Origin of the sequence: Kitasatospora purpeofusca (assembly GCF_000718025.1) — a bacterium.
Taxonomy (GTDB): Bacteria; Actinomycetota; Actinomycetes; order Streptomycetales; family Streptomycetaceae; genus Kitasatospora; species Kitasatospora purpeofusca.
Genome location: NZ_JODS01000002.1, coordinates 449,049 through 473,484, shown reverse-complemented (window position 1 = coordinate 473,484; position 24,436 = coordinate 449,049). Strand labels below are relative to the sequence as shown.

23 protein-coding genes are annotated in these 24,436 nt (G+C 73.9%); 8 read left to right on the top strand and 15 right to left on the bottom strand.

Going from position 1 to position 24,436, the window contains the following annotated elements:
- Window positions 1-18 precede the first annotated feature (18 nt).
- The 4 genes from IF01_RS0105175 to IF01_RS0105160 are packed head-to-tail and all read right to left on the bottom strand — an operon-like array spanning window position 19 to window position 4,032.
- Window positions 19-1,125, bottom strand: a complete 1,107-nt coding sequence (locus IF01_RS0105175; protein WP_037778909.1) for an ROK family glucokinase — start codon at window positions 1,123-1,125, stop codon at window positions 19-21.
- Complete coding sequence (locus IF01_RS0105170; protein ID WP_078879676.1) at window positions 1,122-1,988, bottom strand: ATP-binding cassette domain-containing protein; 867 nt, start codon at window positions 1,986-1,988, stop codon at window positions 1,122-1,124. The genes IF01_RS0105175 and IF01_RS0105170 overlap by 4 nt, the downstream gene beginning before the upstream one ends.
- Window positions 1,985-3,022, bottom strand: coding sequence for an ABC transporter permease (locus IF01_RS0105165; RefSeq protein WP_030392061.1), 1,038 nt, complete (start codon window positions 3,020-3,022; stop codon window positions 1,985-1,987). Before IF01_RS0105165 ends, IF01_RS0105170 begins: the two co-directional genes overlap by 4 nt.
- On the bottom strand, window positions 3,019-4,032 hold the full coding sequence (locus IF01_RS0105160; protein WP_051740200.1) for a substrate-binding domain-containing protein: 1,014 nt from the start codon (window positions 4,030-4,032) through the stop codon (window positions 3,019-3,021). The genes IF01_RS0105165 and IF01_RS0105160 overlap by 4 nt, the downstream gene beginning before the upstream one ends.
- A gap of 328 nt (window positions 4,033-4,360) precedes the next feature.
- On the opposite strand from IF01_RS0105160, the gene IF01_RS0105155 reads away from it, so the two are divergent.
- Window positions 4,361-5,521 (top strand): alpha/beta hydrolase, encoded by a 1,161-nt coding sequence (locus IF01_RS0105155; RefSeq protein WP_030392059.1) that lies wholly within the window; start codon window positions 4,361-4,363, stop codon window positions 5,519-5,521.
- A 126-nt stretch (window positions 5,522-5,647) separates the two neighbouring features.
- Here the strand turns inward: IF01_RS0105155 and IF01_RS0105150 are convergent, their stop codons facing one another.
- On the bottom strand, window positions 5,648-7,240 hold the full coding sequence (locus tag IF01_RS0105150; RefSeq protein ID WP_030392058.1) for a PucR family transcriptional regulator: 1,593 nt from the start codon (window positions 7,238-7,240) through the stop codon (window positions 5,648-5,650).
- Between the two features lie 438 nt (window positions 7,241-7,678).
- On the opposite strand from IF01_RS0105150, the gene IF01_RS0105145 reads away from it, so the two are divergent.
- The 5 genes from IF01_RS0105145 to IF01_RS0105125 all read left to right on the top strand — a co-directional run bounded on the left by IF01_RS0105145 (window position 7,679) and on the right by IF01_RS0105125 (window position 14,763).
- Entirely contained in the window at window positions 7,679-8,566 is an 888-nt protein-coding gene (locus tag IF01_RS0105145; RefSeq protein WP_030392057.1) for an FAD binding domain-containing protein, read from the top strand.
- On the top strand, window positions 8,563-9,063 hold the full coding sequence (locus tag IF01_RS0105140; RefSeq protein ID WP_030392056.1) for a (2Fe-2S)-binding protein: 501 nt from the start codon (window positions 8,563-8,565) through the stop codon (window positions 9,061-9,063). The genes IF01_RS0105145 and IF01_RS0105140 overlap by 4 nt, the downstream gene beginning before the upstream one ends.
- On the top strand, window positions 9,060-11,516 hold the full coding sequence (pucD, locus tag IF01_RS0105135) for a xanthine dehydrogenase subunit D (RefSeq protein ID WP_233289995.1): 2,457 nt from the start codon (window positions 9,060-9,062) through the stop codon (window positions 11,514-11,516). The genes IF01_RS0105140 and pucD overlap by 4 nt, the downstream gene beginning before the upstream one ends.
- 328 nt (window positions 11,517-11,844) lie before the next feature.
- Entirely contained in the window at window positions 11,845-13,341 is a 1,497-nt protein-coding gene (locus IF01_RS0105130; protein WP_030392054.1) for an NCS2 family permease, read from the top strand.
- Between the two features lie 210 nt (window positions 13,342-13,551).
- Window positions 13,552-14,763, top strand: a complete 1,212-nt coding sequence (locus IF01_RS0105125; RefSeq protein ID WP_051754926.1) for an XdhC family protein — start codon at window positions 13,552-13,554, stop codon at window positions 14,761-14,763.
- Window positions 14,764-14,783: 20 nt separating this feature from the next.
- On the opposite strand, the gene IF01_RS0105120 is transcribed toward IF01_RS0105125, so the two are convergent.
- The gene (locus tag IF01_RS0105120) at window positions 14,784-15,080 is read right to left on the bottom strand and encodes a hypothetical protein (protein WP_030392052.1); all 297 of its coding nucleotides are present in this window, start codon (window positions 15,078-15,080) and stop codon (window positions 14,784-14,786) included.
- Between the two features lie 218 nt (window positions 15,081-15,298).
- Here IF01_RS0105120 and IF01_RS0105115 point away from each other — a divergent pair, with 218 nt between their 5' ends.
- On the top strand, window positions 15,299-15,592 hold the full coding sequence (locus IF01_RS0105115; RefSeq protein WP_030392051.1) for a hypothetical protein: 294 nt from the start codon (window positions 15,299-15,301) through the stop codon (window positions 15,590-15,592).
- A 19-nt stretch (window positions 15,593-15,611) separates the two neighbouring features.
- On the opposite strand, the gene IF01_RS0105110 is transcribed toward IF01_RS0105115, so the two are convergent.
- Both IF01_RS0105110 and IF01_RS0105105 read right to left on the bottom strand, forming a co-directional pair.
- Entirely contained in the window at window positions 15,612-16,265 is a 654-nt protein-coding gene (locus tag IF01_RS0105110; RefSeq protein ID WP_030392050.1) for a LysE family translocator, read from the bottom strand.
- A 109-nt stretch (window positions 16,266-16,374) separates the two neighbouring features.
- Window positions 16,375-16,587: a cold-shock protein gene (locus tag IF01_RS0105105; protein WP_030392049.1), complete on the bottom strand. Its 213-nt coding sequence runs from the start codon at window positions 16,585-16,587 to the stop codon at window positions 16,375-16,377.
- Window positions 16,588-16,705: 118 nt separating this feature from the next.
- Between IF01_RS0105105 and IF01_RS0105100 the strand changes: the two genes are divergently transcribed.
- Complete coding sequence (locus IF01_RS0105100; protein ID WP_030392048.1) at window positions 16,706-17,710, top strand: helix-turn-helix transcriptional regulator; 1,005 nt, start codon at window positions 16,706-16,708, stop codon at window positions 17,708-17,710.
- On the opposite strand, the gene IF01_RS0105095 is transcribed toward IF01_RS0105100, so the two are convergent.
- From IF01_RS0105095 to IF01_RS0105065, 7 genes are all read right to left on the bottom strand, one after another.
- A complete protein-coding gene (locus IF01_RS0105095) occupies window positions 17,701-18,618 on the bottom strand; it encodes an SDR family oxidoreductase (RefSeq protein WP_030392047.1) in 918 nt (305 codons plus the stop codon). The genes IF01_RS0105100 and IF01_RS0105095 overlap by 10 nt on opposite strands.
- A gap of 264 nt (window positions 18,619-18,882) precedes the next feature.
- Entirely contained in the window at window positions 18,883-19,299 is a 417-nt protein-coding gene (locus IF01_RS0105090; RefSeq protein WP_030392046.1) for a PIN domain nuclease, read from the bottom strand.
- Window positions 19,292-19,489 (bottom strand): type II toxin-antitoxin system VapB family antitoxin, encoded by a 198-nt coding sequence (locus IF01_RS0105085; RefSeq protein WP_030392045.1) that lies wholly within the window; start codon window positions 19,487-19,489, stop codon window positions 19,292-19,294. The genes IF01_RS0105090 and IF01_RS0105085 overlap by 8 nt, the downstream gene beginning before the upstream one ends.
- Window positions 19,490-19,563: 74 nt before the next feature.
- Window positions 19,564-21,300 (bottom strand): SDR family oxidoreductase, encoded by a 1,737-nt coding sequence (locus IF01_RS0105080; protein WP_030392044.1) that lies wholly within the window; start codon window positions 21,298-21,300, stop codon window positions 19,564-19,566.
- Complete coding sequence (locus IF01_RS0105075; protein WP_037778905.1) at window positions 21,297-22,196, bottom strand: M24 family metallopeptidase; 900 nt, start codon at window positions 22,194-22,196, stop codon at window positions 21,297-21,299. Before IF01_RS0105075 ends, IF01_RS0105080 begins: the two co-directional genes overlap by 4 nt.
- A gap of 27 nt (window positions 22,197-22,223) precedes the next feature.
- Window positions 22,224-23,321 (bottom strand): PDR/VanB family oxidoreductase, encoded by a 1,098-nt coding sequence (locus IF01_RS50870; RefSeq protein ID WP_030392042.1) that lies wholly within the window; start codon window positions 23,319-23,321, stop codon window positions 22,224-22,226.
- Between the two features lie 92 nt (window positions 23,322-23,413).
- Window positions 23,414-24,328, bottom strand: a complete 915-nt coding sequence (locus tag IF01_RS0105065; RefSeq protein WP_030392041.1) for a metal-dependent hydrolase — start codon at window positions 24,326-24,328, stop codon at window positions 23,414-23,416.
- Between the last annotated feature and the right edge of the window lie 108 nt (window positions 24,329-24,436).

Here is a 24,436-nt window from a genome sequence, read left to right as displayed (position 1 = left end):
CATTCGCGGTAGAGCCCGCTACAGCACCGCGCGTTCCACGCGGCGGCGCTTGATGGTGCGGAAGCGGCGGGCGACCTGGCGGGCGAGGTCGGCGGCGCCGACCAGGCCGGCCTCGTTGCCGAGGGCGGCGTGGACGATGGTCGACTCGGGGCGGAAGCCGCGGCCGGTGAGGGTGCGGCGGAAGGTGTCGCGGGCCGGGGTGAGCAGGAGGTCGCCGGCCTCGGAGACGCCGCCGCCGATGACGAAGCGGCCCGGGTCGAGGGCGGCCGCCAGGTTGGCGATGCCGACGCCGAGCCAGGTGCCCACGTCGTAGAGCAGTTCGGTGGCGGTCGGGTCGCCGGCCCGGGCGGCCTCGGTGACCAGGGGGCCGGTGATGCCCTCGACGGTGCCGCCGGCCCGGGCCAGCAGGGCCTGGACCACCGGGGACTCCTCGGCGACCAGTTCGCGGGCGTCCCGCACCAGCGCGTTGCCGGAGGAGTACTGCTCCCAGCAGCCCCGGTTGCCGCACGGGCAGCGGTGGCCGCCGGGCACCACCTGCATGTGGCCGAACTCGCCGGCCAGCCCGTACTTGCCCCGGTCAACGTAGCCGTCGCGGACGACGGCGCCGCCGATGCCGGTGCCCAGGGTGAGCATCACCATGTGCTCCTCGCCCCGGCCGGCGCCGAAGCGCCACTCGGCCCAGGCGGCGGCGTTGGCGTCGTTCTCGACCACGACCGGGAAGCGCAGCCGGGAGCTGAGCGCCTCCCGGAGCGGTTCGCCGCGCCAGTTGAGGTGCGGGGCGAAGAGCACGGTGGAGCGTTCGGCGTCGACCCAGCCGGCCGCGCCGATGCCGACCGCGTGGACGTCGTGCCGGTCGGCGAGCTCCAGCACCAGTTCGACGATGACGTCCTCGACCACCTTGGCGCTCTTGGACTTGTCGGGTGTGTCGGTGCGCAGCTTCTCCAGTACCTTGCCCTCGCCGTCGACCACACCCGCGACCACCTTGGTGCCGCCGATGTCCACGCCGATGGTCGGCAGCCGGAGCAGGCCGACCGGCAGGGCCCGGCGGCGGCGCTCGGCGCGCGGCCCGAGGCCGAGCAGGGTGGGCAGGACCGGCGGACGGTTGCCGCCGTGGGGGCTGGTCACGGCTGGGGACGCTCCTCGGCGGGATCGACGGGATCGGCGGGGTGAGCAGGGTCGGCGGGGCGAGCAGGATCGACGGGCGAGGCCCCGGTCCCGGGCCGGGCCAGCTCGTGCGAGAGCTCGGCCAGGTCGGAGCCGCCCGCCATCTCGGTGGTGAGCTGCTCCAGGCCGATCTCCGCCCGCGCGTGGCTGCCCGCCATGCGGCCGCGCTTCAGCAGGGTGAAGTGGTCGCCGACCAGGTAGGCGTGGTGCGGGTTGTGGGTGATCAGGACGACGCCGAGGCCGGCGTCCCGGGCGGCGGTGACGTACTTGAGCACGACCCCGGACTGCTTGACGCCGAGCGCGGCGGTCGGCTCGTCCAGGACGAGCACCTTGGCGCCGAAGTGCACGGCGCGGGCGATGGCCACGCACTGGCGCTGGCCGCCGGAGAGGGTGCCGATCGGGCGGTCCACGTCGGGCAGGTCGATGCCCATGTCGGCGAGGGCCCGGCGGGTGGTGGCGCGCATGCCGTCGGCATCGATGCTCAGGCCGCCCCAGCGCTTGTGCCCCCGCTCGGAGCCGAGGAAGAAGTTGCGCCAGACGGGCATCAGCGGGACGACGGCGAGGTCCTGGTAGACGGTGGCGATGCCGCGGTCCAGGGCCTGGCGCGGGGAGTCGAGGCGGACCTCCTCGCCGGCCACCGTGAAGGTGCCCTCGTCGTGCCGGTGCAGCCCCGCGATGATCTTGATCAGGGTGGACTTGCCGGCGCCGTTGTCGCCGAGCACGCAGCTGATCTCGCCGGACCGCAGGGTCAGCGAGACGTCCTCCAGGGCCCGTACGGTGCCGTAGGTCTTCCCGATCCCGGTGAGGGAGAGCAGCTCGGTCATCGGGGCCCCCGTTCGGCGCGGCGCTTGACCCAGGTGTTCAGCAGGGCGGCGAGCAGCAGCATCGCACCGAGGAAGAACTTGAACCAGTCGGGGTTCCACTGGGCGTAGATGATGCCCTTGCTGGCCATGCCGAAGATCAGCGCGCCCAGCGCGGAGCCGACCACCGAGCCGTAGCCGCCGGTGATCAGGCAGCCGCCGATGACGGCCGCGACGATGTAGATGAGCTCGTTGCCGACACCCTCGCCGGACTGCACGGTGTCGAAGGAGAACAGCAGGTGCTGGCCGAGCACCCAGGCGCCGAAGCCGACGAACAGGTAGAGCACGGTCTTCGTCCGGGCGACCGGGACGCCGACCGCGCGGGCCGCGGCCGCGTCGCCGCCGACCGCGAAGACCCAGTTGCCGAAGCGGGTGCGCAGCAGCACCCAGCTGCCGGCCAGCAGCAGGCCGAGCCACCACCAGACGGTGGCCTTGATCGTCAGCCCGCCGACGGTCACCTCGGAGGCGAACAGCCAGCGGCAGGAGGCGAAGCCCTCCATGTCGGAGATCGGCTTGGTGGAGACGGTGCCCGAGACCAGCTTGGTGACGCCGAGGTTGGCGCCGGTCAGCATCAGGAAGGTGCCGAGGGTGACGATGAAGCTCGGCAGCTTGGTGCGGGAGAGCATCCACCCGTTGAACAGGCCGACCGCCAGGGTGACGGCCAGCGAGACCAGCACGCCCACCCAGGTCACCGCGGTGAGCTGGTAGGAGACCATCGACGAGGTCAGCGCGGCGGTGGTGACCAGGACTCCGGCGGACAGGTCGAACTCGCCGCCGATCATCAGCAGCGAGACCGGTACCGCCATGATCCCGATGGTGGAGGCCGCGTACAGCACGGTGCCGAGCGAGGAGACCCGCAGGAAGGGCTCGGCGACGGCGGCGAAGACCAGGAAGACCGCGACGGCGGCGATCAGCGCGCCGAGCTCGGGCCGGCCGGCCAGGCGGCGCAGCGCGGCCGGGCGCTCGCGGCCCTGGACGAGGACGTCCGAGGGGCTCACCTGGTCCCCCTCGCGACGTACTCGGCGAGCGCGTCCGCGTCGTCCTTGGTGAGGATCTGCGGGCCGGTGGCGACCGGCTTGCCGCCGCCGAGCATGTCCAGGTTGGAGCGGTAGAGCCAGAGCAGGTCGACGCCCTCGTAGCCCTGGAGGTAGGGCTGCTGGTCGACCGCGAAGCCGACGGTGCCCGCCTTGAGGCCGGAGACCACCTGCGTGCCCAGGTCGAAGGTGTCGAGCTCGACCGGGCGGCGGGCGTCCTGGATCGCCTGGAGTCCCGTGGCGGCCATCGGGCCGGAGAGGGTGAGCACGGTGTCGATGGCGGGGTCGGCCTGGAGCTTGGCGGAGAGCGCCGCGCGGGCGTCGGGCATGTTGACGCCGTCGACGTAGAGCACCTGGAAGGCGCCGCCGGCGGTGCCCTTGGCGCCGCCGCAGCGCTGCTCCTGGCCGACGTTGCCCTGCTCGTGGATGACGCAGAGGACGTTCTTGCGGCCGCGGGCAGCCAGCTCGGTCCCGGCGGCCTGGCCGGCGGTGCTCTCGTCCTGGCCGATGTGGGTCAGCGCGCCGAAGCGGGCGGAGAACTCCTGACCGGAGTTGATCGTGATGACGGGGATGCCGGCGGCCTTGGCCTTGCCGAGCACGTCGGCCATCGCCTCGCCCTTGGCGAGGGTGACCAGCAGGCCGTCGACCTTCTGGTCGATGGCGGCCTGGACGAGCTGGACCTGGTTCTGGGTCTGCGCGTCGTTGGAGTACAGGAAGGTGATGTTGTCCTTGGCGGCGGCCTGCTCGGCGCCCTTGCGCACGGTGTCCCAGAAGGCGTCGCCGGCCCCGGCGTGGGTCACCATGGCGACCTTCCAGCGCGGGGTGGTGACGGCGCCGCCGGCGGCGGCGGAGGCCTTGGCGCGGGCCTCCTCGGCGCGTCTGCCTCCGGTGCTGCTGCAGCCGGCGACGGCGACCGTCAGGGCCAGGACGGCCAGCGCCGCGGCGACGGGCCGGAGCCGGCGGACGGGACTCATGCGGGTTGTGCTCATCCCCATAGTCTCGCTTCCCGGCGGACGGGCGTTCGCACCGCCTCGCCCGGCGGGCCGATCCGTCCGGACGGTATCGTGCCCTGCGGGGGGATTCCTGGGAGTCCGCTGGACGCCAGGTCCGGGCAGAGCCTGCCAGGGTGGCAGACTGGGGCGGACCCGAAAAGGGAGCTTCACGGAAACGTGATGTTCCTCTCAGGTTCCGCACAGATTCGGACGGCAACCGATCCCCGTTACGGGCCGTCTGATGCCATTGAGGTGGCGTTCCGGGCGAGTGGGGCCCGGGCGGCTTCGAACCCGGATACGAGAAACATTCATGCAACTGACAGGTACGCCGTTCTTCGTCTGCACGGTCATTCTCGTGCCGATCTCCATCGCCGTGGCGATGTGGGCCTGGGCCCGGGTCAAGGGACCGAAGCCCCTGCGCGTCCTGTCCAGGCTCGCCATGATCGTCTTCTGTCAGGCCACCGCGGTGGTCATGGTCTTCGTGATGGTCAACAACGCCAACCTGATCTACGGCAACTGGGACGACCTGCTCGGGACCGGCAAGCACGTGCGGGCGGTGCCGGTCGTGCCGCCGGCCGACCCGGCCGCGGGGGCCGGTCAGGGCGCTGCCACGGGCGCGCCCGCCCCGGCGGGCGACGCGGCGCACCCGCCGGCCAACAAGGTCCAGCAGGCCTTCCGCGGCGTCGACGACCCGAAGGTGCCGAACGACGTCCAGAAGACCGACCTCAAGGGCCAGCTGTCCGGCGTCGACGGCGAGGTGCTGGTCTGGCTGCCGCCGCAGTACAACGACCCCGCGTACAAGGACAAGAAGTTCCCGGTGGTCGAGCTGATCCCCGGCTTCCCCGGCTCCTCCTCCACCTGGTACGGCACGCTGAAGGTCTCCGAGCAGCTCAAGCCCCTGATGCAGCAGGGCAAGGTGGCCCCGTTCATCCTGGTCTCGCCGCGCACCCTGCTGCTGGGCAACCGCACCGACGCCGGCTGCACCGACGTGCCGGGCAAGGTCAACGCGGACACCTGGCTCACCCGGGACGTCCCGCAGATGGTCCTGGACAACTTCCGGGCCGACCCGTCCGCCGACCGCTGGGCGATCGCGGGCTACTCGGCCGGCGCCCACTGCGCCACCAAGCTCTCGCTGGCCCACCCGAACCGCTACCGGGCCGGCGTCAGCCTCTCCGGCTACAACGACCCGGCGAAGGAGCCGGACTCGCTGGTCGGCAAGGACGCGAAGCTGCGCGACGCCAACAACCCGGTGACCATCGTGAAGGCCGCGCCCCAGCCGCCGAAGGTCTCGCTGTACATCTCCGGCAACAAGGGCGACGGCTTCGAGGACGGCCAGGCCGTCGCCGGTGCCGCCAAGGCGCCGACCACGGTCCAGGTGGTCGAGACCACCGGGCCGCACACCAGCGATGTGTGGAAGGACATGGTGCCGGGCGTCTTCGAGTGGCTGACCGGCATCATCCCGGCCCACTGACGGAGCGCCCCGCACGAAGCACCACGCGCGAAGGACCTCGCACGAAGCACCCCGAGCGAAGCACCCCGCGTACGGCGGCGGCCCCGGAGCACCGAGCTCCGGGGCCGCCGGCGTGCGGAGGGGCCGTCAGGCGAGTTCGAGGGCCAGGTAGAAGTCCACCCGGTCCTCCAGCCGGGACAGGTCACGGCCGGTCAACTCCTCGATGCGGCCGATCCGGTACCGCAGGGTGTTGACGTGGACGTGCAGCTGCGCGGCGCACCTGGTCCACGAACCGTCCGAACGGAGGAACGCCTCCAGCGTGCGGACCAGGTCCGCCTGGTGCTCGATGTCGTAGGCGATCACGGTGTCCAGCAGCCGGCTGCGGAAGGCCCGGCGCACCTCGTCCGGGACGGCCGCGAGCAGCAGCACGTGCGAGGCCAGCTCCTCCGGCCCGGCCACGCAGACCCGGCCGACCCTGGCGGCGGCGATCCGGCGGGCGTGCCGGGCCTCCTCCAGCGCGCCGCGCAGACCGACCGCCTCCTTGGCGGGGGCCGAGACGCCGAGGGTGATCCGGCCCTCCGAACCGAGCCCAGCCTCCAGCGGGGCGAGCAGCTCGCGCAGGGTGTCGGCGGGCACCGGGCTGTCCAGCGCGGGCAGCACCACCACCGCGCCGGCCCCGGCCCCGGCGACCAGCGCCCGGTCGCCGGTACCTCCCAGCGCCTCCTCCAGGATCGCCCGCACCGCGCCCTCGGGCAGGCCGGTGCCCTCGGCGCTGAGCACCAGCCAGGAGCCCTCGGGCGCCTGCGGCCTCGGCTCGCGGCTCTCGTAGCGGGCGGCCATCGCCGAGGAGGCGTACAGGGTGCGGCTGATCTCGGCCGGGTCCGCGTCGCGCTGGAGCAGGGTGAGCACCTCGTCGGCGAGGCGGCGGCGCAGCCGGCGGCCCTCGTCCCGGCGCTGGCGTTCGGCGGCGACCAGCCGGGCCAGGTTCTCGGCGAGCTGCTGGCGCTTGGCGGTCCACTCGGTGACGTCGCCGGCGACCGCGAGCACCCAGTCGGCGAGCGGCGCCTCGGCCTCGGGCGCGGCCGGCGCGGGCAGCAGCGAGTAGGCGCCGGCCGCGAGGCGGGCCCGGTGCGGGGGGCGGCGGCGCTGGCGCTGGGCGGCGAGGTGGGCGCGGATCAGCTGGTCCCGGTCGGCGGGCGGGAGCCGGTCGACCGGGCCGGCGATCACCGCTCCGGTCGGGGTGAGCACCCAGCAGTCGAGGTCGAGGTCGCCGCCGAGCAGGTCGAGGACGGCGTCCAGACCGCCGCCGCCGGCCGCCGAGACCAGCAGTCGGTGCCGGTCGACCAGGGCCGCCAGGTCGGCGGCCCGGTCGGCGGAGACCTGGCGGCCGACGAACTCGGTGACGGTGCCGAAGGCGATGTCGTCGGGCACGGCCAGCAGCGGCATCCGGTGCCGGCGGCAGGCCTCGACGAGGTCCTCGGGGACGGGGCCGACCTCGGCCTCGCCGGCCGCCAGGGCGACCGCGCCGCCGGCCACGATGGTGCGCACGAAGCGCTCCGAGTCGGCCGGGGCGGTGCGCCAGAGCATGCCGGTGAGGACCAGCTCGCCGCCGTGCAGATAGCGCCCGGGGTCGTGCAGGTCGGTCGTCATCACCCCGCTGACCTGCCGGTCCAGCTCCTCCTCGGCCGCGAGCAGACGCAGGCGCGGGGCGCCGGGGGCGAGCAGGTCACGGACACGCATCCGGAGGCTCCTAACGGGCGGGCGGCGGGGGTGGGGGCGGTCCGAGGGCTCGGTCCGGGGTGACAGTGTGCCCGAACATCCGTGCTCGGCGTTACGTCCCAACGGGTGCCCGGATCACGAGGCCGTAGCTCGGGAATCACGGCCGGATTACGGTCGTAGGTGTGGCCCGGCCGACGGCTGGGCTGCGCGATCGTCCTTCTTAGAGGAACGTACAGGATGCCGGGCGGGACCACAGCCGGGGCTTCATGCCATCGGTGACTGCCAGTGGCCCCCGTCACAGCGGTTCACTGGCCACACGCCGCCGGACACACCCCGGTGACCGGAAACCGACGCGGAGGCGACGACGCGGAGGTGCCGGTCCGAACACCGGGGCCCGGGCGACCGGGCCGGGCACTGTGCCCACCCGTCCGGACGGTCACGACTTGAGGAGACACCCGCATGGAGTTCCTTCGGCCCGCCACCTGGGACGAGGCGCTCGCGGCGAAGGCCGAACACCCGACCGCGCTGCCCATCTCGGGCGGTACGGACGTCATGGTCGAGATGAACTTCGACGTGCACCGGCCACCCGCGATTCTCGACCTGAACCGCGTCACCGAGCTCACCGAGTGGTCGAACGACGGCGAGGTGGTCCGACTCGGCGCAGCCGTCCCCTACAGCCGGATCATCGACGAGCTGTCCGGACCGCTGCCCGGCCTCGCGCTGGCCGCCCACACCGTCGGATCCCCGCAGATCCGCAACCGGGGCGGCGTCGGCGGCAACCTGGGCGCGGCCTCGCCGGCCGGCGACTCCCACCCGGCGCTGCTGGCGGCCGGCCGGGACGTCCTGGTCGAGGCGGCCTCGGTCCGCGGGACCAGGCTGATCCCGATCGACGACTTCTACGTCGGGGTGAAGCGCAACTGCCTGGAGCCGGACGAGCTGATCCGGGCCGTGCGGATCCCGGTCGCGGACGGCCCGCAGCAGTTCTCCAAGATCGGCACCCGCAACGCGATGGTGATCGCGGTCTGCGCGTTCGGTTTCGCGCTGCACCCGAGGAGCGGCACCGTCGGCACCGGCATCGGTTCGGCCGCCCCCACCCCGCGCCGCGCCGTCGAGGCCGAGGAGTACCTGCGGGACGTGCTCGCCGAGCGCGGCCTGTGGGAGAGCGGGGAGCTGCTGGGCGCCGAGGTGATCCAGCGGTTCGGCGAGCTGGTCAAGGCCGCCGCCTCCCCGATCGACGACGTCCGGGGCACCGCCGACTACCGGCGGCACGCGCTCGCCGTGATGGCACGGCGCACGCTCACCTGGACCTGGAACGACTACCGCAAGCAGATCAGGAGCGCGGCATGAGGGTCACGTTCACCGCCAACGGCAAGCCGGTCGAGGCCGACGACGTGTGGGAGGGCGAGAGCCTGCTCTACGTGCTGCGCGAACGCGTCGGCCTGCCCGGTTCGAAGAACGCCTGCGAGCAGGGCGAGTGCGGTTCCTGCACGGTCTACCTGGACGACGTGCCGGTCTGCTCCTGTCTGGTCGCGGCCGGCCAGGTGCAGGACCGCGAGGTGCGCACCGTCGAGGGGCTCGGCGGCGAGGACGGCGAGCTGGGCCTGGTCCAGCAGGCGTTCGTGGACGCGGGCGCCGTCCAGTGCGGCTTCTGCACGCCCGGCCTGCTGGTGCAGACCGACGCGCTGCTGGAGCAGGACGCCCAGCCGTCGGACGCGGACATCCGCGAGGCCCTGTCGGGCAACCTGTGCCGGTGCACCGGCTACGAGAAGATCATGGACGCGGTGCGGCTGGCGTCCGCCCGCAAGTGCGCCGGCGAGCGTGCCGGCGGGGCGGTGGCGGAATGAACGCGCGGACGAGTGCCCAGAACAGTGCCGGGACCGGTGCCGGGACCGGTGCCCGGACCAGTACCGGAACCAGTACCGGGACCGGTGCCCGGACCATCCAGGGCCAGAAGAACCTCCAGGACATCCGGCAGTCCAGCAAGGACGGCATCGGCGGCTCGCCGCTGCGCCCGGACGGCACGCTGAAGGTGCGCGGCGAGTTCGCGTACTCCTCCGACATGTGGCACGAGGACATGCTCTGGGGCATGGCGCTGCGCTCGCCGCACCCCCGGGCGAACATCCTCTCCGTGGACATCTCCGAGGCGCTCGCCGTGCCCGGCGTGTACGCGGTGCTCACCCACGAGGACATCCCCGGCGCCAAGTACTACGGCCTGGAGATCGCCGACCAGCCGGCCCTGGCCATCGACAGGATCCGCTACCACGGCGAGTCGATCGCGCTGGTCGCCGCCGACCACCCGGAGACCGCCCGGCGCGCGGTGAAGAAGATCAAGGTCGAGTACGAGGTGCTCACCCCGATCGTCACCGAGGAGCAGTGCCTCGACCCGGAGACGTACGGCTACGTGCACGAGCCGCACGAGTACAAGTCGCACGCCTACGGCAACATCTGCCACGAGCAGAAGCTCGTCTCCGGCCTCGGTGTGACCGACGAGGTGCGGGCCCTGGCGGACGTCGTGGTCAGCGGCACCTACGAGGTCGGCATGCAGGACCAGGCCTTCCTCGGCCCGGAGTCCGGGCTCGCGGTGCCCGCCGAGGACGGCGGCATCGACCTCTACATCGCCACCCAGTGGCTGCACGTGGACCGCCAGCAGATGGCGCCGGTGCTCGGGCTGCCGGAGGAGAAGGTCCGGCTCACCCTGGCCGGTGTCGGCGGGGCCTTCGGCGGCCGCGAGGACCTCTCGATGCAGATCCACGCCTGCCTGCTGGCCCAGCGCACCGGCAAGCCGGTCAAGATCGTCTACTCCCGGGACGAGTCCTTCTTCGGCCACGTGCACCGCCACCCGGCGAAGATGTACTACGAGCACGGCGCCACCAGGGACGGCAAGCTGGTCTACGCCGACGCCCGGATCGTGCTGGACGGCGGCGCCTACGCCTCCGCCTCGCCGGCCGTGGTCGGCAACGCGGCCTCGCTGGGCCACGGCCCCTACGTCGTCCCGAACGTGCGGATGCACGCGATCGCGCTCTACAGCAACAACCCGTCCTGCGGGGCGATGCGCGGCTTCGGCGCGGTGCAGGCGGCGTTCGGCTACGAGACCCAGATGGACCGGCTGGCCGCCGAACTGGGCATGGACCCGGTCGAGTTGCGCCAGCTCAACGCCATGCAGCAGGGCGACCTGATGCCCACCGGCCAGGAGATCGACGCACCCGCGCCGGTCGCCGAACTGCTGCGCCGGGTCAAGGACATGCCGCTGCCGCCGCCGCTCGACACCGACGACCTGGACGTGCGGCTGCTGCCCGGCGCGCTGTCCAACACCTCGCACGGCGAGGGCATCGTGCGCGGCGTCGGCTACTCGGTCGGCATCAAGAACGTCGGCTTCTCCGAGGGCTTCGACGACTACTCCACCGCCCGGGTGCGGCTGGAGGTGATCGGCGGCGAGCCGGTCGCCATGGTGCACACCGCGATGGCCGAGGTCGGCCAGGGCGGCGTCACCGTGCACGCCCAGATCGCGCGGACCGAGCTGGGCGTCGAGCAGGTGACCATCCACCCCGCCAACACCGAGGTGGGCTCGGCCGGTTCGACCTCCGCCTCGCGCCAGACCTACATGACGGGCGGCGCGGTCAAGCTGGCCGCCGAGGCGGTCAAGCGCGAGCTGATCGAGAAGGGCCGGCGCCGCTACGGCTGGACCCAGCAGGACCTCACGCTGGCCGGCGGCAAGGTCGTCTCCGAGTCGGCCGGGGCGCTGGTCTCCATGGTCGACCTGCTCGGCGAGGACGCCATCGACCTCACCCGCGAGCACCACCACCGCCCGACCGTCCCGTTCGACAAGGAGACCGGGCAGGGTTTCGGCCACGTCCAGTACACCTTCTGCGCCAACCGCGCGGTGGTCGACGTGGACGTCGAACTCGGCCTGGTCAAGGTGGTCGAGCTGACCGCCGTCCAGGACGTCGGCAAGGCGCTCAACCCGCTGTCGGTGGTGGGCCAGATCCAGGGCGGCTGCACCCAGGCGCTCGGGCTCGCGGTGATGGAGGAGATCATCGTGCGGGACGGCAAGGTGCGCAACGCCTCCTTCACCGACTACCTCATCCCCACCATCCTGGACACCCCGCCGATCCCGGTGGAGATCCTCGAACTCCCCGACCCGCACGCCCCGTACGGGCTGCGCGGGGTGGGCGAGGCGCCGACCGTCTCGGCGACGCCGTCCATCGTGGCGGCCATCCGCAACGCCACCGGCCTCGCGCTGCGCCGGATCCCGGTGCGACCCGAGCACCTGACCACCGAACGGCCCGGGGAGCTGTGACCGGCTCCTGACCCCCACGACTCCCCGGGGCGGCGTCCGGTCTTCCCCGCCGCCCCGGGGCCGAGCACCACCCGCACGACCTGCGTCATCCGCGTGACCCGCTCAGCCTGCACGATCTGCACGGCACCACCCGGCACTACTGGCACCGCCGGCACCACCACGGCACTGCCACCGCACCAGGACCGCCGCCCGCCCACGCCGGGGCCCGGCGACGGCCCGAACCACCCGTGCAACCGTGAGTCGAATCGTCCCCCTGTGCCACGCCTTCGTCGCCTGGCTGCCAGGTCGGCTCGCCCACCCCAACCCCCTTTGACACTTGGGAGTGGACATGACCAGGATCCCCACGGAGCCCGGCACCACTGCAGACAGACCCACCGAGGCCGACGAGGCCACCGGGAACGACGCCCCCACGTCGCCCCCGGCCGCGCCCAGGAACGCGCTGGACGCCTACTTCAAGATCTCCGCCCGGGGCTCGACCCTCGCCAATGAACTCCGTGGTGGACTCACCACCTTCATGGCGATGGCGTACATCATCCTGCTGAACCCGCTGATCCTCAGCGGCGCCGACGTCACCGGCGTCAAGCTGGACCACGCGGCGCTCACCACCGCCACCGCGCTCGCGGCGGCCGTCACCACCATCCTGATGGGCGTGGTCGGCAATGTGCCGCTCGCCCTCGCGGCCGGCCTCTCCGTCTCCGGCGCCGTCTCGGCGCTGGTCGTACCGCACACCACCTGGCCGCAGGCCATGGGCCTGTGCGTCATCTACGGCCTGCTGATCGTGCTGCTGGTGGTCTCCGGCCTGCGCGAGAAGATCATGAACGGCATACCCCTGCCGCTCAAGCACGCCATCACCATCGGCATCGGCCTGTTCGTCACCGTGATCGGCCTCTTCAAGGCCGGCTTCATGCACACCGGCGGCCCCACCCCGCTCTCGCTCGGCCCGGCCGGCGAGCTCACCGGCTGGCCGGTCCTGGTCTTCTGCCTCACCCTGCTCGCCATCTTCGTGCTGATGGCCCGCAATGTGCGCGGCGCGATCCTCATCGGCATCGCCGGCGGCACCGTGGTCGCGATGGTCGTCAACAAGCTCGCCGACGTACCCGCCGAGGCCTGGCGCAACTCCGCGCCGGTCTGGCCCGGTTCGCCGGTCGCCGCGCCCGACTTCAGCCTGTTCGGCGACGTCGACCTGTTCGGCGCCTTCGGCGGCCAGGGCCTGGGCGCGATCAGCGCCTCGGTGGCGGTCTTCACCCTCGTCCTGGCCGGCTTCTTCGACGCGATGGCCACCATCATCGGCGTCGGCACCGAAGCCGGACTCGCCGACAAGCGCGGCCGGATGCCCGGCCTGTCCAAGGCCCTGTTCATCGACGGCGCCGGCGGCGCGGTCGGCGGCCTGGCCGGCGCCTCCGGGCAGACCGTGTTCGTCGAGTCCGCGACCGGCGTCGGCGACGGCGCCCGCACCGGACTCGCCTCCACCGTCACCGGCGGACTGTTCGCCCTGATGCTGTTCTTCTCGCCGCTGGCCGCGATCGTGCCGGTCGAGGTGGCCTCGGCGGCGCTGGTCGTCATCGGCTCGATGATGATGAGTCAGGCCCGGCACATCGACTGGTCCGACCGCGAGGTGGCCATCCCGGCCTTCCTCACCTGCACGCTGATGCCGTTCACCTACAGCATCACCGCCGGTGTCGCGGCCGGTGTGATCTCCTACACGGTGATCAAGGCCGGCCGGGGGCGGTGGCGCGAGCCCGGGGCGCTGATGTGGATCCTCACCGGGGTGTTCGTCGTGTACTTCGCGCTCGGCCCGGTCAAGTCCTGGCTCGGCGTGCACTGACCGACGCGCGCCGACCGGCCGACCCGGCCGTCGGAGCACCCGCCGCCGTACGGGATCGTTCTCCCGTACGGCGGCGGTCCCACCGGCCCGTCCCGTCCCCGACCTCCCCTGTCCTCCCGACCGTCTCGCCCTCCCCGACCGCACCGACCGCCCCGAACGCCCCGAACGCACCCGATTGACTACCCTCGAAAGCGCAAAGGAGCTTCCGTCATGCAGGACATCGCCGAGCAGCTGCTGGCCTGGCACACGTCCGGCCGCTCCTTCGCCGTGGCCACCGTCGTCGGGGTCACCGGCAGCGCTCCGCGCGACCCGGGCGCCGCGCTCGCCGTCGACGCGGACGGCGAGGCGGTCGGCAGCGTCTCCGGCGGCTGCGTCGAGGGCGCCGTCTACGAGCTGTGCCGGGCCGCGATCGAGTCCGGCGAGCCCGTGCTCGAACGCTTCGGCTACAGCGACGAGGACGCCTTCGCCGTCGGCCTGACCTGCGGCGGGATCCTGGACGTCTTCGTCCAGCCGGTGCGCCCCGGGGCCGACCCGGCCCTCGACGCCGGTATCGCGCTGATCGCCGACGGCACCCCGGTGGCACTCGCCCGGGTCGTCGCCGGACCGGCCGGACTGCTCGGCGCCACCGTCGCCGTCACCGCCGACACCCACCACGGCCTGCTCTCCCCCGCGCCCTCCGTGGCCGCCCCGCTGGACCGGGCGGTCGTCGCCGAGGCCCGGGCCATGCTGGAGGCCGGCCGCACCGGCCGGCTCGTCCTCGGCCTGGACGGACGCCCCTGCGACGAGCACGGGCAGGGCACCGTCACCCTCTTCGTGGAGTCCTACGTGCCCGCGCCGCGGATGCTGGTGTTCGGCGCGATCGACTTCGCCGCCGCGGTGGTACGGATCGGCAAGTTCCTCGGCTACGACGTCACCGTCTGCGACGCCCGGCCCGTCTTCGCCACCGAACGGCGCTTCCCCGAGGCCGACCGGGTGGTCGTCGACTGGCCGCACCGCTACCTGGACACCCAGCTGGACCGGCTGGACGGCCGGACCGTGCTCTGTGTGCTCACCCACGACGCCAAGTTCGACCTCCCGCTGCTGGAGCGCGCCCTGCGGCTCCCGGTCGGCTACATCGGCGCGATGGGCTCGCGCCGCACCCACCGCGAGCGCGAGGCCGGACTGCGCGCGGCCGGACTGACCGATGCCGAGATCGGACGGCTGCGCTCGCCCATCGGCCTCGACCTCGGCGCCCGCACCCCCGAGGAGACGGCCGTCTCCGTCGCCGCCGAGATCGTCGCCCACCGGCGCGGCGGCAGCTGCCTGCCGCTGAGCGCCGGGACCGGGCCGATCCACCACGACCTGGCGCAGGACCTGGCTGCGGCCGAGGACAGCCGGCAGACAGCGGCGGCCCGCCGGACCCGCAAGCCGCACGCCGCCTAGGGACCGTCCGCCCCGGGCGGTCAGCGCACCACGTTGTGGGCCTCGCAGATCAGCGGCGGGCCACTCACGATCCCCACCTCGCGGAGGATCGGCAGCAGCACCGCCGCGAAGTGCTCATAGGCGTCCCGGGACTCCCAGACGTCCGTCACGTGCCAGCCCGCGCCGTCCGGCAGCGGGCCGGCCGCGTGCGTCAGCAGCCCCCGCACCGGCCAGTCCTCGGGCCGGTTCAGCCCGGAGCCGCCGGTCAGCCGGTCCACCGCCTCCTCGTACTGCTCCCGGCTGGCCCCGGGAAGGTCCGACACCACGATGACCGCCATCGGGAGACTCCTGTCCTGCGCCGCCCGCGTCTCCTGCGCCGCCGCGCTCCGGGGCGGCGTCCGCTCACCACCCGGCCGCCTCCCAGTGCAGCCCCGGAACCGCCCGGACGGCCACCCGGTACCGCCGAGCGGGTGAATTGCGGGCCCCACGGGAGCGGAGCACGCTGGAAACGAGGACTCGTCCGGGCCCTCGCCCGCGCCCGGGAAGGGGCATCGCCATGCGCGCCCTGCTGGAGATCGAACTCGACACCCAGACGGCCAACCGGGCCGTCGCGGACGGCGCCATCATGGCGAGGTTCAACCAGATCATGGCCGACCTGAAGCCCGAGGCGGCCTACGCCTTCCCGCGCAACGGCCGGCGCTGCCAGATCGTGGTGGTGGACGTCGCCGACGAGGCCGCCGTGGTCGCGATCTGCGAGCCGTTCTGGCTGGAGTTCAACGCCCACATCGACATGCACATCTGCATGACCCCGGACGACCTCCGCGAGGGCCTCGGCCGCGTGGCGCGCTGAGCCGTCCGACCGGTCGGACTCAGTCCGAGACCGCGAGCTTCACGCCGAAGCCGACCACGGCCAGGCCCGTCACCCGGTCCATGGCCCGGCGCGCGGACGGGCGGCGCAGCCAGCCGCGCAGCGCCTGGGCGAAGCCCACCAGCACCGTCGACCAGAGCAGGCCCTCGACCACGTGCACGCAGGTCAGCGCGACCCCGGCGGCGAAGTGCGGAGCCCCCGCCGGGATGAACTGCGGCAGCACCGCGACGTAGAAGACGCCCACCTTGGGGTTGAGCAGATTGGTCAGCAGACCGCGCCGCCAGCCCGCGGCGAGGCCGTCGGCCGGACCGTGCGCGGGGGTGTCCGCCGGGGTGTCCGCCGCGGCGGCGTCCTCGGGCTCGGGGTGCGCGCGGGAGCGGAGCATGCCCACGCCCATCCATACCAGGTATGCGGCACCCGCCCAGCGGAGGATCTCGTAGCCCAGCTGCGAGGCGGTGAGCAGCGCCGTCACCCCGGCCGAGGTGAGGGCTCCCCAGAGCAGCGTGCCGGTCTGGATGCCGAGCACCACGCCCCAGGCCTGCCGCCGGTGGCCGAGCGCCGAGGTGCGGAGGATCAGGGCGGTGTCCAGGCCGGGGGTGAGCGTCAGCAGGCCCACCACGAGGGCGAAGGACCACAGGGCGGTCGTCATCTCCATGGCCCACGATCGTACGGGGGCCGGGCGGCCCGGCCGCAAGGAGATTTGCGACCGGGCCGGTGGAGGGCCGGGCCGGTGGCGGGCCGGGCCGGGCGGACGGCGGGAGGGGTCAGGCCGGGCGGCGTACCCGCTCGGCCACCCGGCGGCCCTCCTGCTCGGTCGGGTCGAACTCCACCCGCTGCCCCTCGACCAGCGTCCGGTCGCCGCCGTCCGCCGCCACGATCGAGTCGTAGTACACGTACAGCGCCGGGCCGTCGTCGTCGGGGGTGATCAGGCCGTAACCGTGGTCGGCCTGGTAGGACTGCACGATGCCGGTGGCCATCGGGGTCTCCTCGGGTCCGTTCGTCGGCACGCGGGCCGCAGGCTCCCCCCTCGCCACCCATGATCGGTGCAGAACCCGCCGGGCGCACGCCCCGGCCCGAACGGAAGGACGGCGACGGATGCGGACGGCCCGCGCGATCTCCCTGCTCCTGCTGCTCCAGGCCCGCCGCAGCATGACCGGCGCCGAACTCGCCGCCGAGCTGGAGGTCTCCGAGCGCACCGTGCAGCGCGACGTCCTGGCGCTGGCCGAGGCCGGGGTCCCGGTGTACTCCGACCGGGGGCGGGCCGGCGGCTACCGGCTGCTCGACGGCTACCGCACCCGGCTGACCGGGCTGGACCGGACCGAGGCGGAGGTCCTGCTGCTGGCCGGGCTGCCCGGGCCGCTCCAGGACATGGGCCTCGCCGATCCGGCGCTCGCGGCCCGGCTGAAGGTGGCCGGCGAGCTGGGCGGGGCACCGGTCGCCGGGGCGCGGCGGTTCCACCTGGACGCGCCCGGCTGGTTCCGCGACGCCCCCGTGCCGCCGCTGCTGGCCGAGGTGGCGCGGGCGGTGTGGGGCGGGCGGCTGCTGCGGGCGCGCTACCGGCGGCGGCCGGAGGCGGACCCGGTCGAGCGGGTGCTGCGGCCGGCCGGTCTGGTGCTGAAGGCGGGCACCTGGTACCTGGTCGCCCGGCCGGACGAACAGGACGGTGCGCACCGGGTGTACCGGGTGGACCGGCTGCTCGCCGCCGAGCCCTCGGACCTGCCGTTCACCCCCGACGGGGCCGACGCGGACTTCGACCTGGCCGCGTTCTGGGAGGCCCGGGCGGCCGGCTTCGCCCGCTCGCTGCTCCGGGAGACGGTCACCCTGCGGCTCACCCCGCTCGGCCTGGACCGGCTCCCGAGGCTGCTCGAACCGCTCGCCGCCCAGGAGGCGCTGGCGAGCGCCGGGGAGCCCGACGGGCAGGGGCGGGTGACCGTCCGGCTGCCCGTCGAGTCGCTGGACGTCGGCTACGAGGAGGTGCTGCGGCTGGGGCCGGAGGCCGAGGTGCTGGAGCCCCCGGCCCTGCGGCGGCGGCTGGCGGAGGCGGCGGCCCGGGCCGCCGCCCTGTACGGCGTACCGCCCGCCGACCGGCCTCAGCGGTAGCCGGCCGGGTCCACCGGGCCGTCCGCGCCCTCGATGTCCACCAGGTAGCGCCAGGCGTCCGGGCGGCTCCCGTCCAGGTCGGTGAAGCCGTACTCCAGGGCCAGGCCGCCGCTGGACAGCGAGGTGCCGTTGAACCGCGCCCGCCCGGGATCGGCGGCCAGCGCGGCCACCGCGCGGCCCACGTACGCCGGGGACTCCGAGATGCCGAACTGCGGTTCGGCCGCCGTCGCCTCCCGCCACGTCGCCTCGGTGACGCCGAAGTGCTCCAGCATCATCTCCGAGCGCATCCAGCCCGGGGTGAGCGCCACCGCCGTCGCCCCGCGCGGGCCCAGCTCGTGCCCCAGCGCGAAGGCCATCCGCAGCACGGCGGCCTTGGCGATGTCGTAGAAGAAGGAGTTCCGGTAGCGGGTCGCGTTGTACTCGGCGGTGCCGTCGGTCATCTCGACCACCAGCCCGCCGGGGCGGCGCAGCAGCAGGGGCAGCAGGTGGTGGCTGGTGACGGCGTGCGTCTCGACGGCCAGCCGCAGCAGGCGCAGGCCCTTGTCGAGGTCGTGCTCCCAGACCGGGACGTTCCAGCCGAACAGCTCCTCGCCACCCCAGATGTCGTTCACCAGGATGTCCAGCCCGCCCTGCTCGGCCTCGACCCGGGCGGCCACCGCCGCCACCTCGGCCGGGACCAGGTGGTCGGCGCGCACCGCGATGCCGCGCCCGCCGGCGGCCGTCACCAGCTCCGCCGTCTCCTCCAGGGTCTCCGGCCGCCCGTACTCCCCCCGGTGGCCCTCGGCGCTGCGCCCCGTCCCGTACACCGTCGCCCCGGCGGCCCCCAACGCCACCGCGATGCCCCGCCCGGCTCCCCGGGTGGCTCCGGCCACCAGTGCGACCTTGCCCTTGAGCGGCTGTTCCGTCATGCCTCGCCCTTCCTCACGTGCTGCGGTGTCTCCACCCGTCGCGTCCGATACTCCCCGGGAATCCCGACACCTCCTGTCGGGATTCCCGGGGCGTCCTGGGTCGCGCGGCAGGTCGCCGCCCGTCCCGAACGGGATCAGGGCCGCTCGTGACCGGACCCGGGGCGCGCGGTGGCACCGCGCGCCCCGGGTTTCGGCGGTTCGGGTCAGGTGACGTTCAGGCGGGCGGCGAGGCGGAGGAGGCCGGGGGCGAGGCGGCTCCGGAGTTCAGTCGGCGGAGCCCGGAGGAAGGACCCAGCGGGTCGACTGACCCGTGACGGCGGCGATCATGTCGTAGTCACCGTCGTAGTGCAGGACGGTGGCCCCATGGCGTTCGGCGGTCGCGGCGATGACAAGATCGGCCACGGAGGGCGCCCGCCAGTTGCCGACCGCCGTGAGCATCGCCTGGACCTCGACCGCCCGGTCCCACACCTCGTCCGGAGTGGTCAGCCAGTCGAAGCCGCGCAGGCCCTCCCGGATCCGGTCGGCGTCACTCTTGGACCGGGCGCTGTGCATGATCTCCAGCTCGACGGCACCGCAGAGCGCGAGCCGTCCTTCGGCGAACAAGCGGTCGATCACGACCCGCACCGCCGGCTTGGGGTACCGGGCGAATGCCGACTTGTCGATCAGGAACCGCTCACTCACCGGTGCCCGCCGGTCCGGTCAGGTCGGGCAGCCCGCCCTCGGCGAGCCAGTCGAGGAACTCCCTGCCCTTGCGGCGCTTGACGGCGTCCTCGAGGGCGGCATTGACGGTCGCGACCTTGGTCGTCGTCCCGAAGATCTCGGCGGCCTCCGCCAGGAGGGCGTCATTGACGTCTATCACGGTACGAGCCACGGTGGACCTCCCGGGGGCACAGGCCTGCGATATCAAATCCGAGTCTATTCGATATCACAGGCCTGTGGGGCCGCTCAGGTGACGTTCAGGCGGGCGGCGAGGCGGAGGAGGCCGGGGGCGAGGCGGCTGAGGAAGCGGGCGGCCTTGGCCTCGGGGGTGACGGGGACGACGGGGCGGCCGGTGCGGACGGCGGTGAGGATGGCGGTGGCGACCTTCTCCGGCGGGAAGCCGCGGCGGGCGTAGAGGCGGGCGGCGCGGGCCTGCTTGGCGGCCTGTTCGTCGGCCGTGGTGGCGGAGAAGGTGGAGGTGCGGGTGATGTTGGTGTTGACGAGGCCCGGGCAGATGGTGGAGACGCCGATGCCGTGGCCGGCGAGTTCGGCGCGCAGGCAGTCGGAGAGCATGAAGACCGCGGCCTTGCTGGTGGCGTAGGCGGTGAGGGCCTTCGAGGGCAGGTACGCGGCGGCGGAGGAGAGGTTGACGATGTGGCCGCCCTCGCCCCGGTCGGCCATCAGGGTGCCGAAGGCGCGGCAGCCGTGGATGACGCCCCAGAGGTTGACGTCCAGGACCCGCTGCCACTCCTTCTCGGTGGTCTCCAGGAAGGTGCCGGAGTGGCCGATGCCGGCGTTGTTGACGAGCACGTCGGGCACGCCGTGCTCGGCGGCGACCTGTTCGGCGAAGGCGTCGACGGCGGCGCCGTCGCTGACGTCTACCCGGTAGGCGTGGGCCGGCGGGCCGATCAGGGCGGCGAGTTCGGCGGTGCGGCGGGCCGCGTCGAGGTCGAGGTCGCAGACCACCACCCGGGCGCCCTCCGCGGCGAAGGCGAGCGCGGTGGCCCGGCCGATGCCGCTGCCGCCGCCGGTGACGACGACGAGCCGGCCGTCGTCGGGGGTGCCGGCGGGGGCGGCGTCCGCCCCGGCCCCCGTGCGGGCGACGTGCTCACGGACCAGTCCGGCCACGGTGGTTCCCTTCTCCAGCAGTGCGGACCAGTGGGTGGCGCGCAGGGTCCGGCGGGTCAGCCTGGGCACCCAGCGCTCCAGGCCCTCGGAGAGGTAGGTGCCGACGTAGTGGTCCTCGGTGAGGGTGATCAGCTGGACCGGCACCTCGGTGGGGCGCTCGCGCGGGTGGCGCAGGGCGGGCCGCATATTGGCCCGGTAGAGCTCGATGCCGCGCACCGCGTCGCGTCGCAGGGTGGGCTGCGGGTGGTCGGCGCGCGGGGTGACGCCCTCCAGGTCGCGCAGCACCCGGGGCCAGGCCCGGGCCAGGCCGAGCCGCCAGACGCCGGGGGCGAGGAAGGGCAGGTGGAAGGCGGTGATGTACCAGGAGTGGGCGCCCTGGGAGAGGAGCTGCCGCAGGTGGCGCGGGGTGGGGCGGCGCAGGCGCTCGCGCAGCCAGAAGCCCATGTGGTCGAGGCAGGGCCCGGACATCGTGGTGTAGGAGGCGAGGCGGTGTTCGGCGCCGGGGGCGGTGACGGCCTCCCAGGACTGCAGCGAGCCCCAGTCGTGGGCGACGAGGTGCACCGGGCGGTCGGGGCTGACGGCGTCGGCGACCGCGAACAGGTCGGCGGCGAGCTGCTCCAGGCGGTAGCCGGTGCGGTCGGCGGGGACGCCGGAGGCGCCGGCGCCGCGCACGTCGTAGCGGACCACGTGGTGGTCGCGGGCGAGGTCGGCGGCGACGTCGTCCCAGACCGCGTGGGTGTCGGGGTAGCCGTGGACCAGCAGCACGGTGGGGGCGGAAGGGTCGCCCTGTTCGAAGACCGCGAGCGGGAGGCCGCCGGACCGGACGGTGCGGGCGCGGGTGGCGCTGGTGCTCATCGGGCGGCTCCCTCGGGGGCGGAGGTGGTGGCGACGGCGGTTTCGGCGTCGGCATCGGCGTCGGCGTCGGCGTCGGCCCAGCGGCGGACGTGCGGGAGGTCGTCGTCGAGCCAGTAGGCGTCGTCCTCGGTCACCACCAGCAGTTCCTCGAACTTGATGCCGACCTCCCGGAAGCCGATGTGCGGCTCGACCGCCCACAGGCCGGGGGTGGGCGCGTGCCGGGAGGATCGGCCGTCCGCCCAGAGCGGGGAACGGCCCTGCATGCGCTCGCTGATGAGCTCGCGGCCGAGCGTCTGGATGGTCCGCACGCCGAAGCCGAGCACGTTCACCCCGGCCGGGCCGCGGGCCGTCGTCCGGGTGACCTGGTGCCCGATCACCCGGCCCGGGTAGACGCGGTGGCGGTTGTCGTAGCCGTGCGCCTCGATCTGGGCGTCGACGGCGGCGTACACCTCGGCGAGCGGCTTGCGGGCGCGGACCTCGGCGAGGATCAGCTCGCGGTAGACCCGGAGGTCGGCGGCGAGGCGGTCCCAGACGCGGTTCTCGCCGACCTTGCCGCCGTAGCCGATGTCGGCGGTGTAGCCGTCCACGACGGGGGCGCAGTCCAGCACGTAGGGCATGCCCTCCTGGAGGCGGCGGTTGCCGGCGAAGAACTGCAGCGGGGTGTGGAAGTGGCGGAACGCCGTCCGGTCCCCGAACCAGGCGAACGGGACGTGGAAGAAGTCCTGCACACCGGCGGCGACCAGGCGGCGGCGCAGCTGGGCGGTGGCCTGGCGCTCGGTGACGCCGGGTTCGATCCAGGCGGCGACCTGCTCGGCGCAGTCGTAGGCGAGCTGCTGGGTCTCCCGGAAGCGGGCGAGGTCGCGCTCGGTGTACGGGAAGGCGGGAGTGCGCGGCACGGCGGGGGCTCCTTCTTGCACTAGTGGCTAGAGGTCCAGCACGAGGGTCTCGCCCGCGGCGGCGCGGGAGACGCAGGGCAGCAGGGCGCCGTCGGCGCGCCGTTCGGGGGTGAGGCGGCGGTCGCGGTGGTCGGGGGCGCCGGCCAGCAGCCGGACCTCGCAGGTGCCGCAGAAGCCCTGCTTGCAGGAGTACGGGAGGTCGGGGCGGGCCTCGCGGAGCACGTCCAGGGCGGAGCGGTCGGCGGGGACGGGCAGTTCGGGGCCGTCGGCGCCGAGGCGGACCGTGAACGGCTCGCCGTCGGTGACCGGGGCCGCGCCGAACCGCTCGAAGTGCAGGGAGGCGGCGGGCGAGGCGTCCAGGGCCCGCTGGACGGCGGTGAGCATCGGGGCCGGGCCGCAGCAGTAGACGGCGGCTCCGCGCGGGGCGTGCGCGAGGAGTTCGGCGCCGGTGGGCGGGCCGCCGTGCTCGTCGTCGGTGCGCTGGTGGACCCGGGCCGGGTCGAGGGCGCGCAGTTCGGCGGCGAACGGGAGGGTGTCGGCGCTGCGGCCGGTGTGGACGAGGTGCCAGTCCAGGCCGTTGCGCCGCGCCTCCCGGACCATCGGGAGCAGGGGCGTGATGCCGATGCCCCCGGCCAGGAAGAGGACGGCCGGCTCGGCGCAGAAGGCGAAGCCGTTGCGCGGGCGGCGGGCGGTCAGCCGGGTGCCGGGGTGGAGGGTGTCGTGGATCTCCGCGGAGCCGCCGCCGCCGTCGGGCAGGTGGCGGACGGCGATCCGGTAGCCGGACCGCTCGGCCGGGTCGGCCGGGTCGCCGCAGAGCGAGTAGTGGCGCTCGCGGCCGGAGGGGAGGGCGAGGCGCAGGTGGGCGCCGGGCTGCCAGCCGGGGAGCGGGCCGCCGGAGGGGTCGGCGAGGGTGAGCTCGACGACGTCGGCGGCGACCCGGCGGCGGGCGGTGACGACCAGTTGCAGGGCCTCGGTGGGGCGGCTGTAGGGGCGGCGCGGGTTGCGTCGCAGCAGCGGGCTGCCGAGGGCCGGGCTGTAGCGGTCGCCGAAGGCGGTGAGGAAGCGGAAGAAGGTGTCGGCGCGCGGGCGGCCGTAGAGGTCGGGGGGCGGGGTGCTCAGGTCCATCCGGCGGGGTCCTCGGTTCCGGTGGCGGCCGACGGCGGGGCGCGGGCGGCCGGGGTTGCGGGCGGGGAAGGGGCGGGGGTCTCCCCCGGGGGTCACCGCCCGGCGGCGGCGCGGGCGGCCGGGGAGGTCGCGAGGTAGCCGAGGGCCTGGCTGGAGGAGCCCTCCTGGGTGGGGTGGTAGCCGGGCCGCAGGTAGCGCAGTCCGGAGCGGATCGACCGGACCGGGTCGGGCAGCAGGCCGCGCTTGGCGATCCGGCCGGTCTCGCGCCAGGTGGGCCTGAGCCGCCCGTCGAGGGTGGGGTCGGCGGCCAGCAGGAAGCGGGCGCCGCGCACCCAGAGGTGGACCAGCAGCGGGCCGGAGACGAGCATGCCGCGGATCCGGCGGGCGTAGCCGGGGTCGAGGTGGACCATCAGGTCGAAGGCGACGCTGCGGTGCTCGACCTCCTCCGCGCCGTGCCAGCGCAGCAGGTCGAGCATCGTCGGGTCGGCCTGGGCGCGGTCCAGGCCCGGTGAGTTGAGCGCCCAGTTGCCGAGGAAGGCGGTGAAGTGCTCGATCGCGGCGACGAAGGCGACCCGCTCGATGAGGTTCTCGCGCTGCCGGGCCGGGCTGAGGCCGGGCTTGTCGCCGAGGACGCGCTGGAACAGCCAGGAGACCTGCCGGACGTAGGGGCGCGGGTCGAGGCCCTGGCCGAGCAGGTGGTCCAGGACCTCCTGGTGCGCCTCGGCGTGGATGGCCTCCTGGCCGATGAACCCGAGGACCTCCTCGCGGAGCTGCTCGTCGCGGATCAGCGGGAGGGCGTCCTTGAACACCTTCACGAACCAGCGCTCGCCCTCGGGGAGCAGCAGGTGCAGCACGTTGATGACGTGGGTGGCCATCGGCTCGTCGGGGATCCAGTGCAGCGGCAGCGCGGCCCAGTCGAAGCGGACGTCGCGGGGCTCCAGGACGAGGCTCTCGTGCACTCGGGCGGCGGGCGCGGCGAGGGCGGGGACGGGGGTGGTGCTGGGCATGGGAGGGCCCTCCTGACCTGCGGGTGGCGGCTCGACCCGGCAAAACGTACTCGCGGGTAGCCCGCGCCACAAGGGGTTCGGCACGCCTTATCGACATCGAGTCTAATA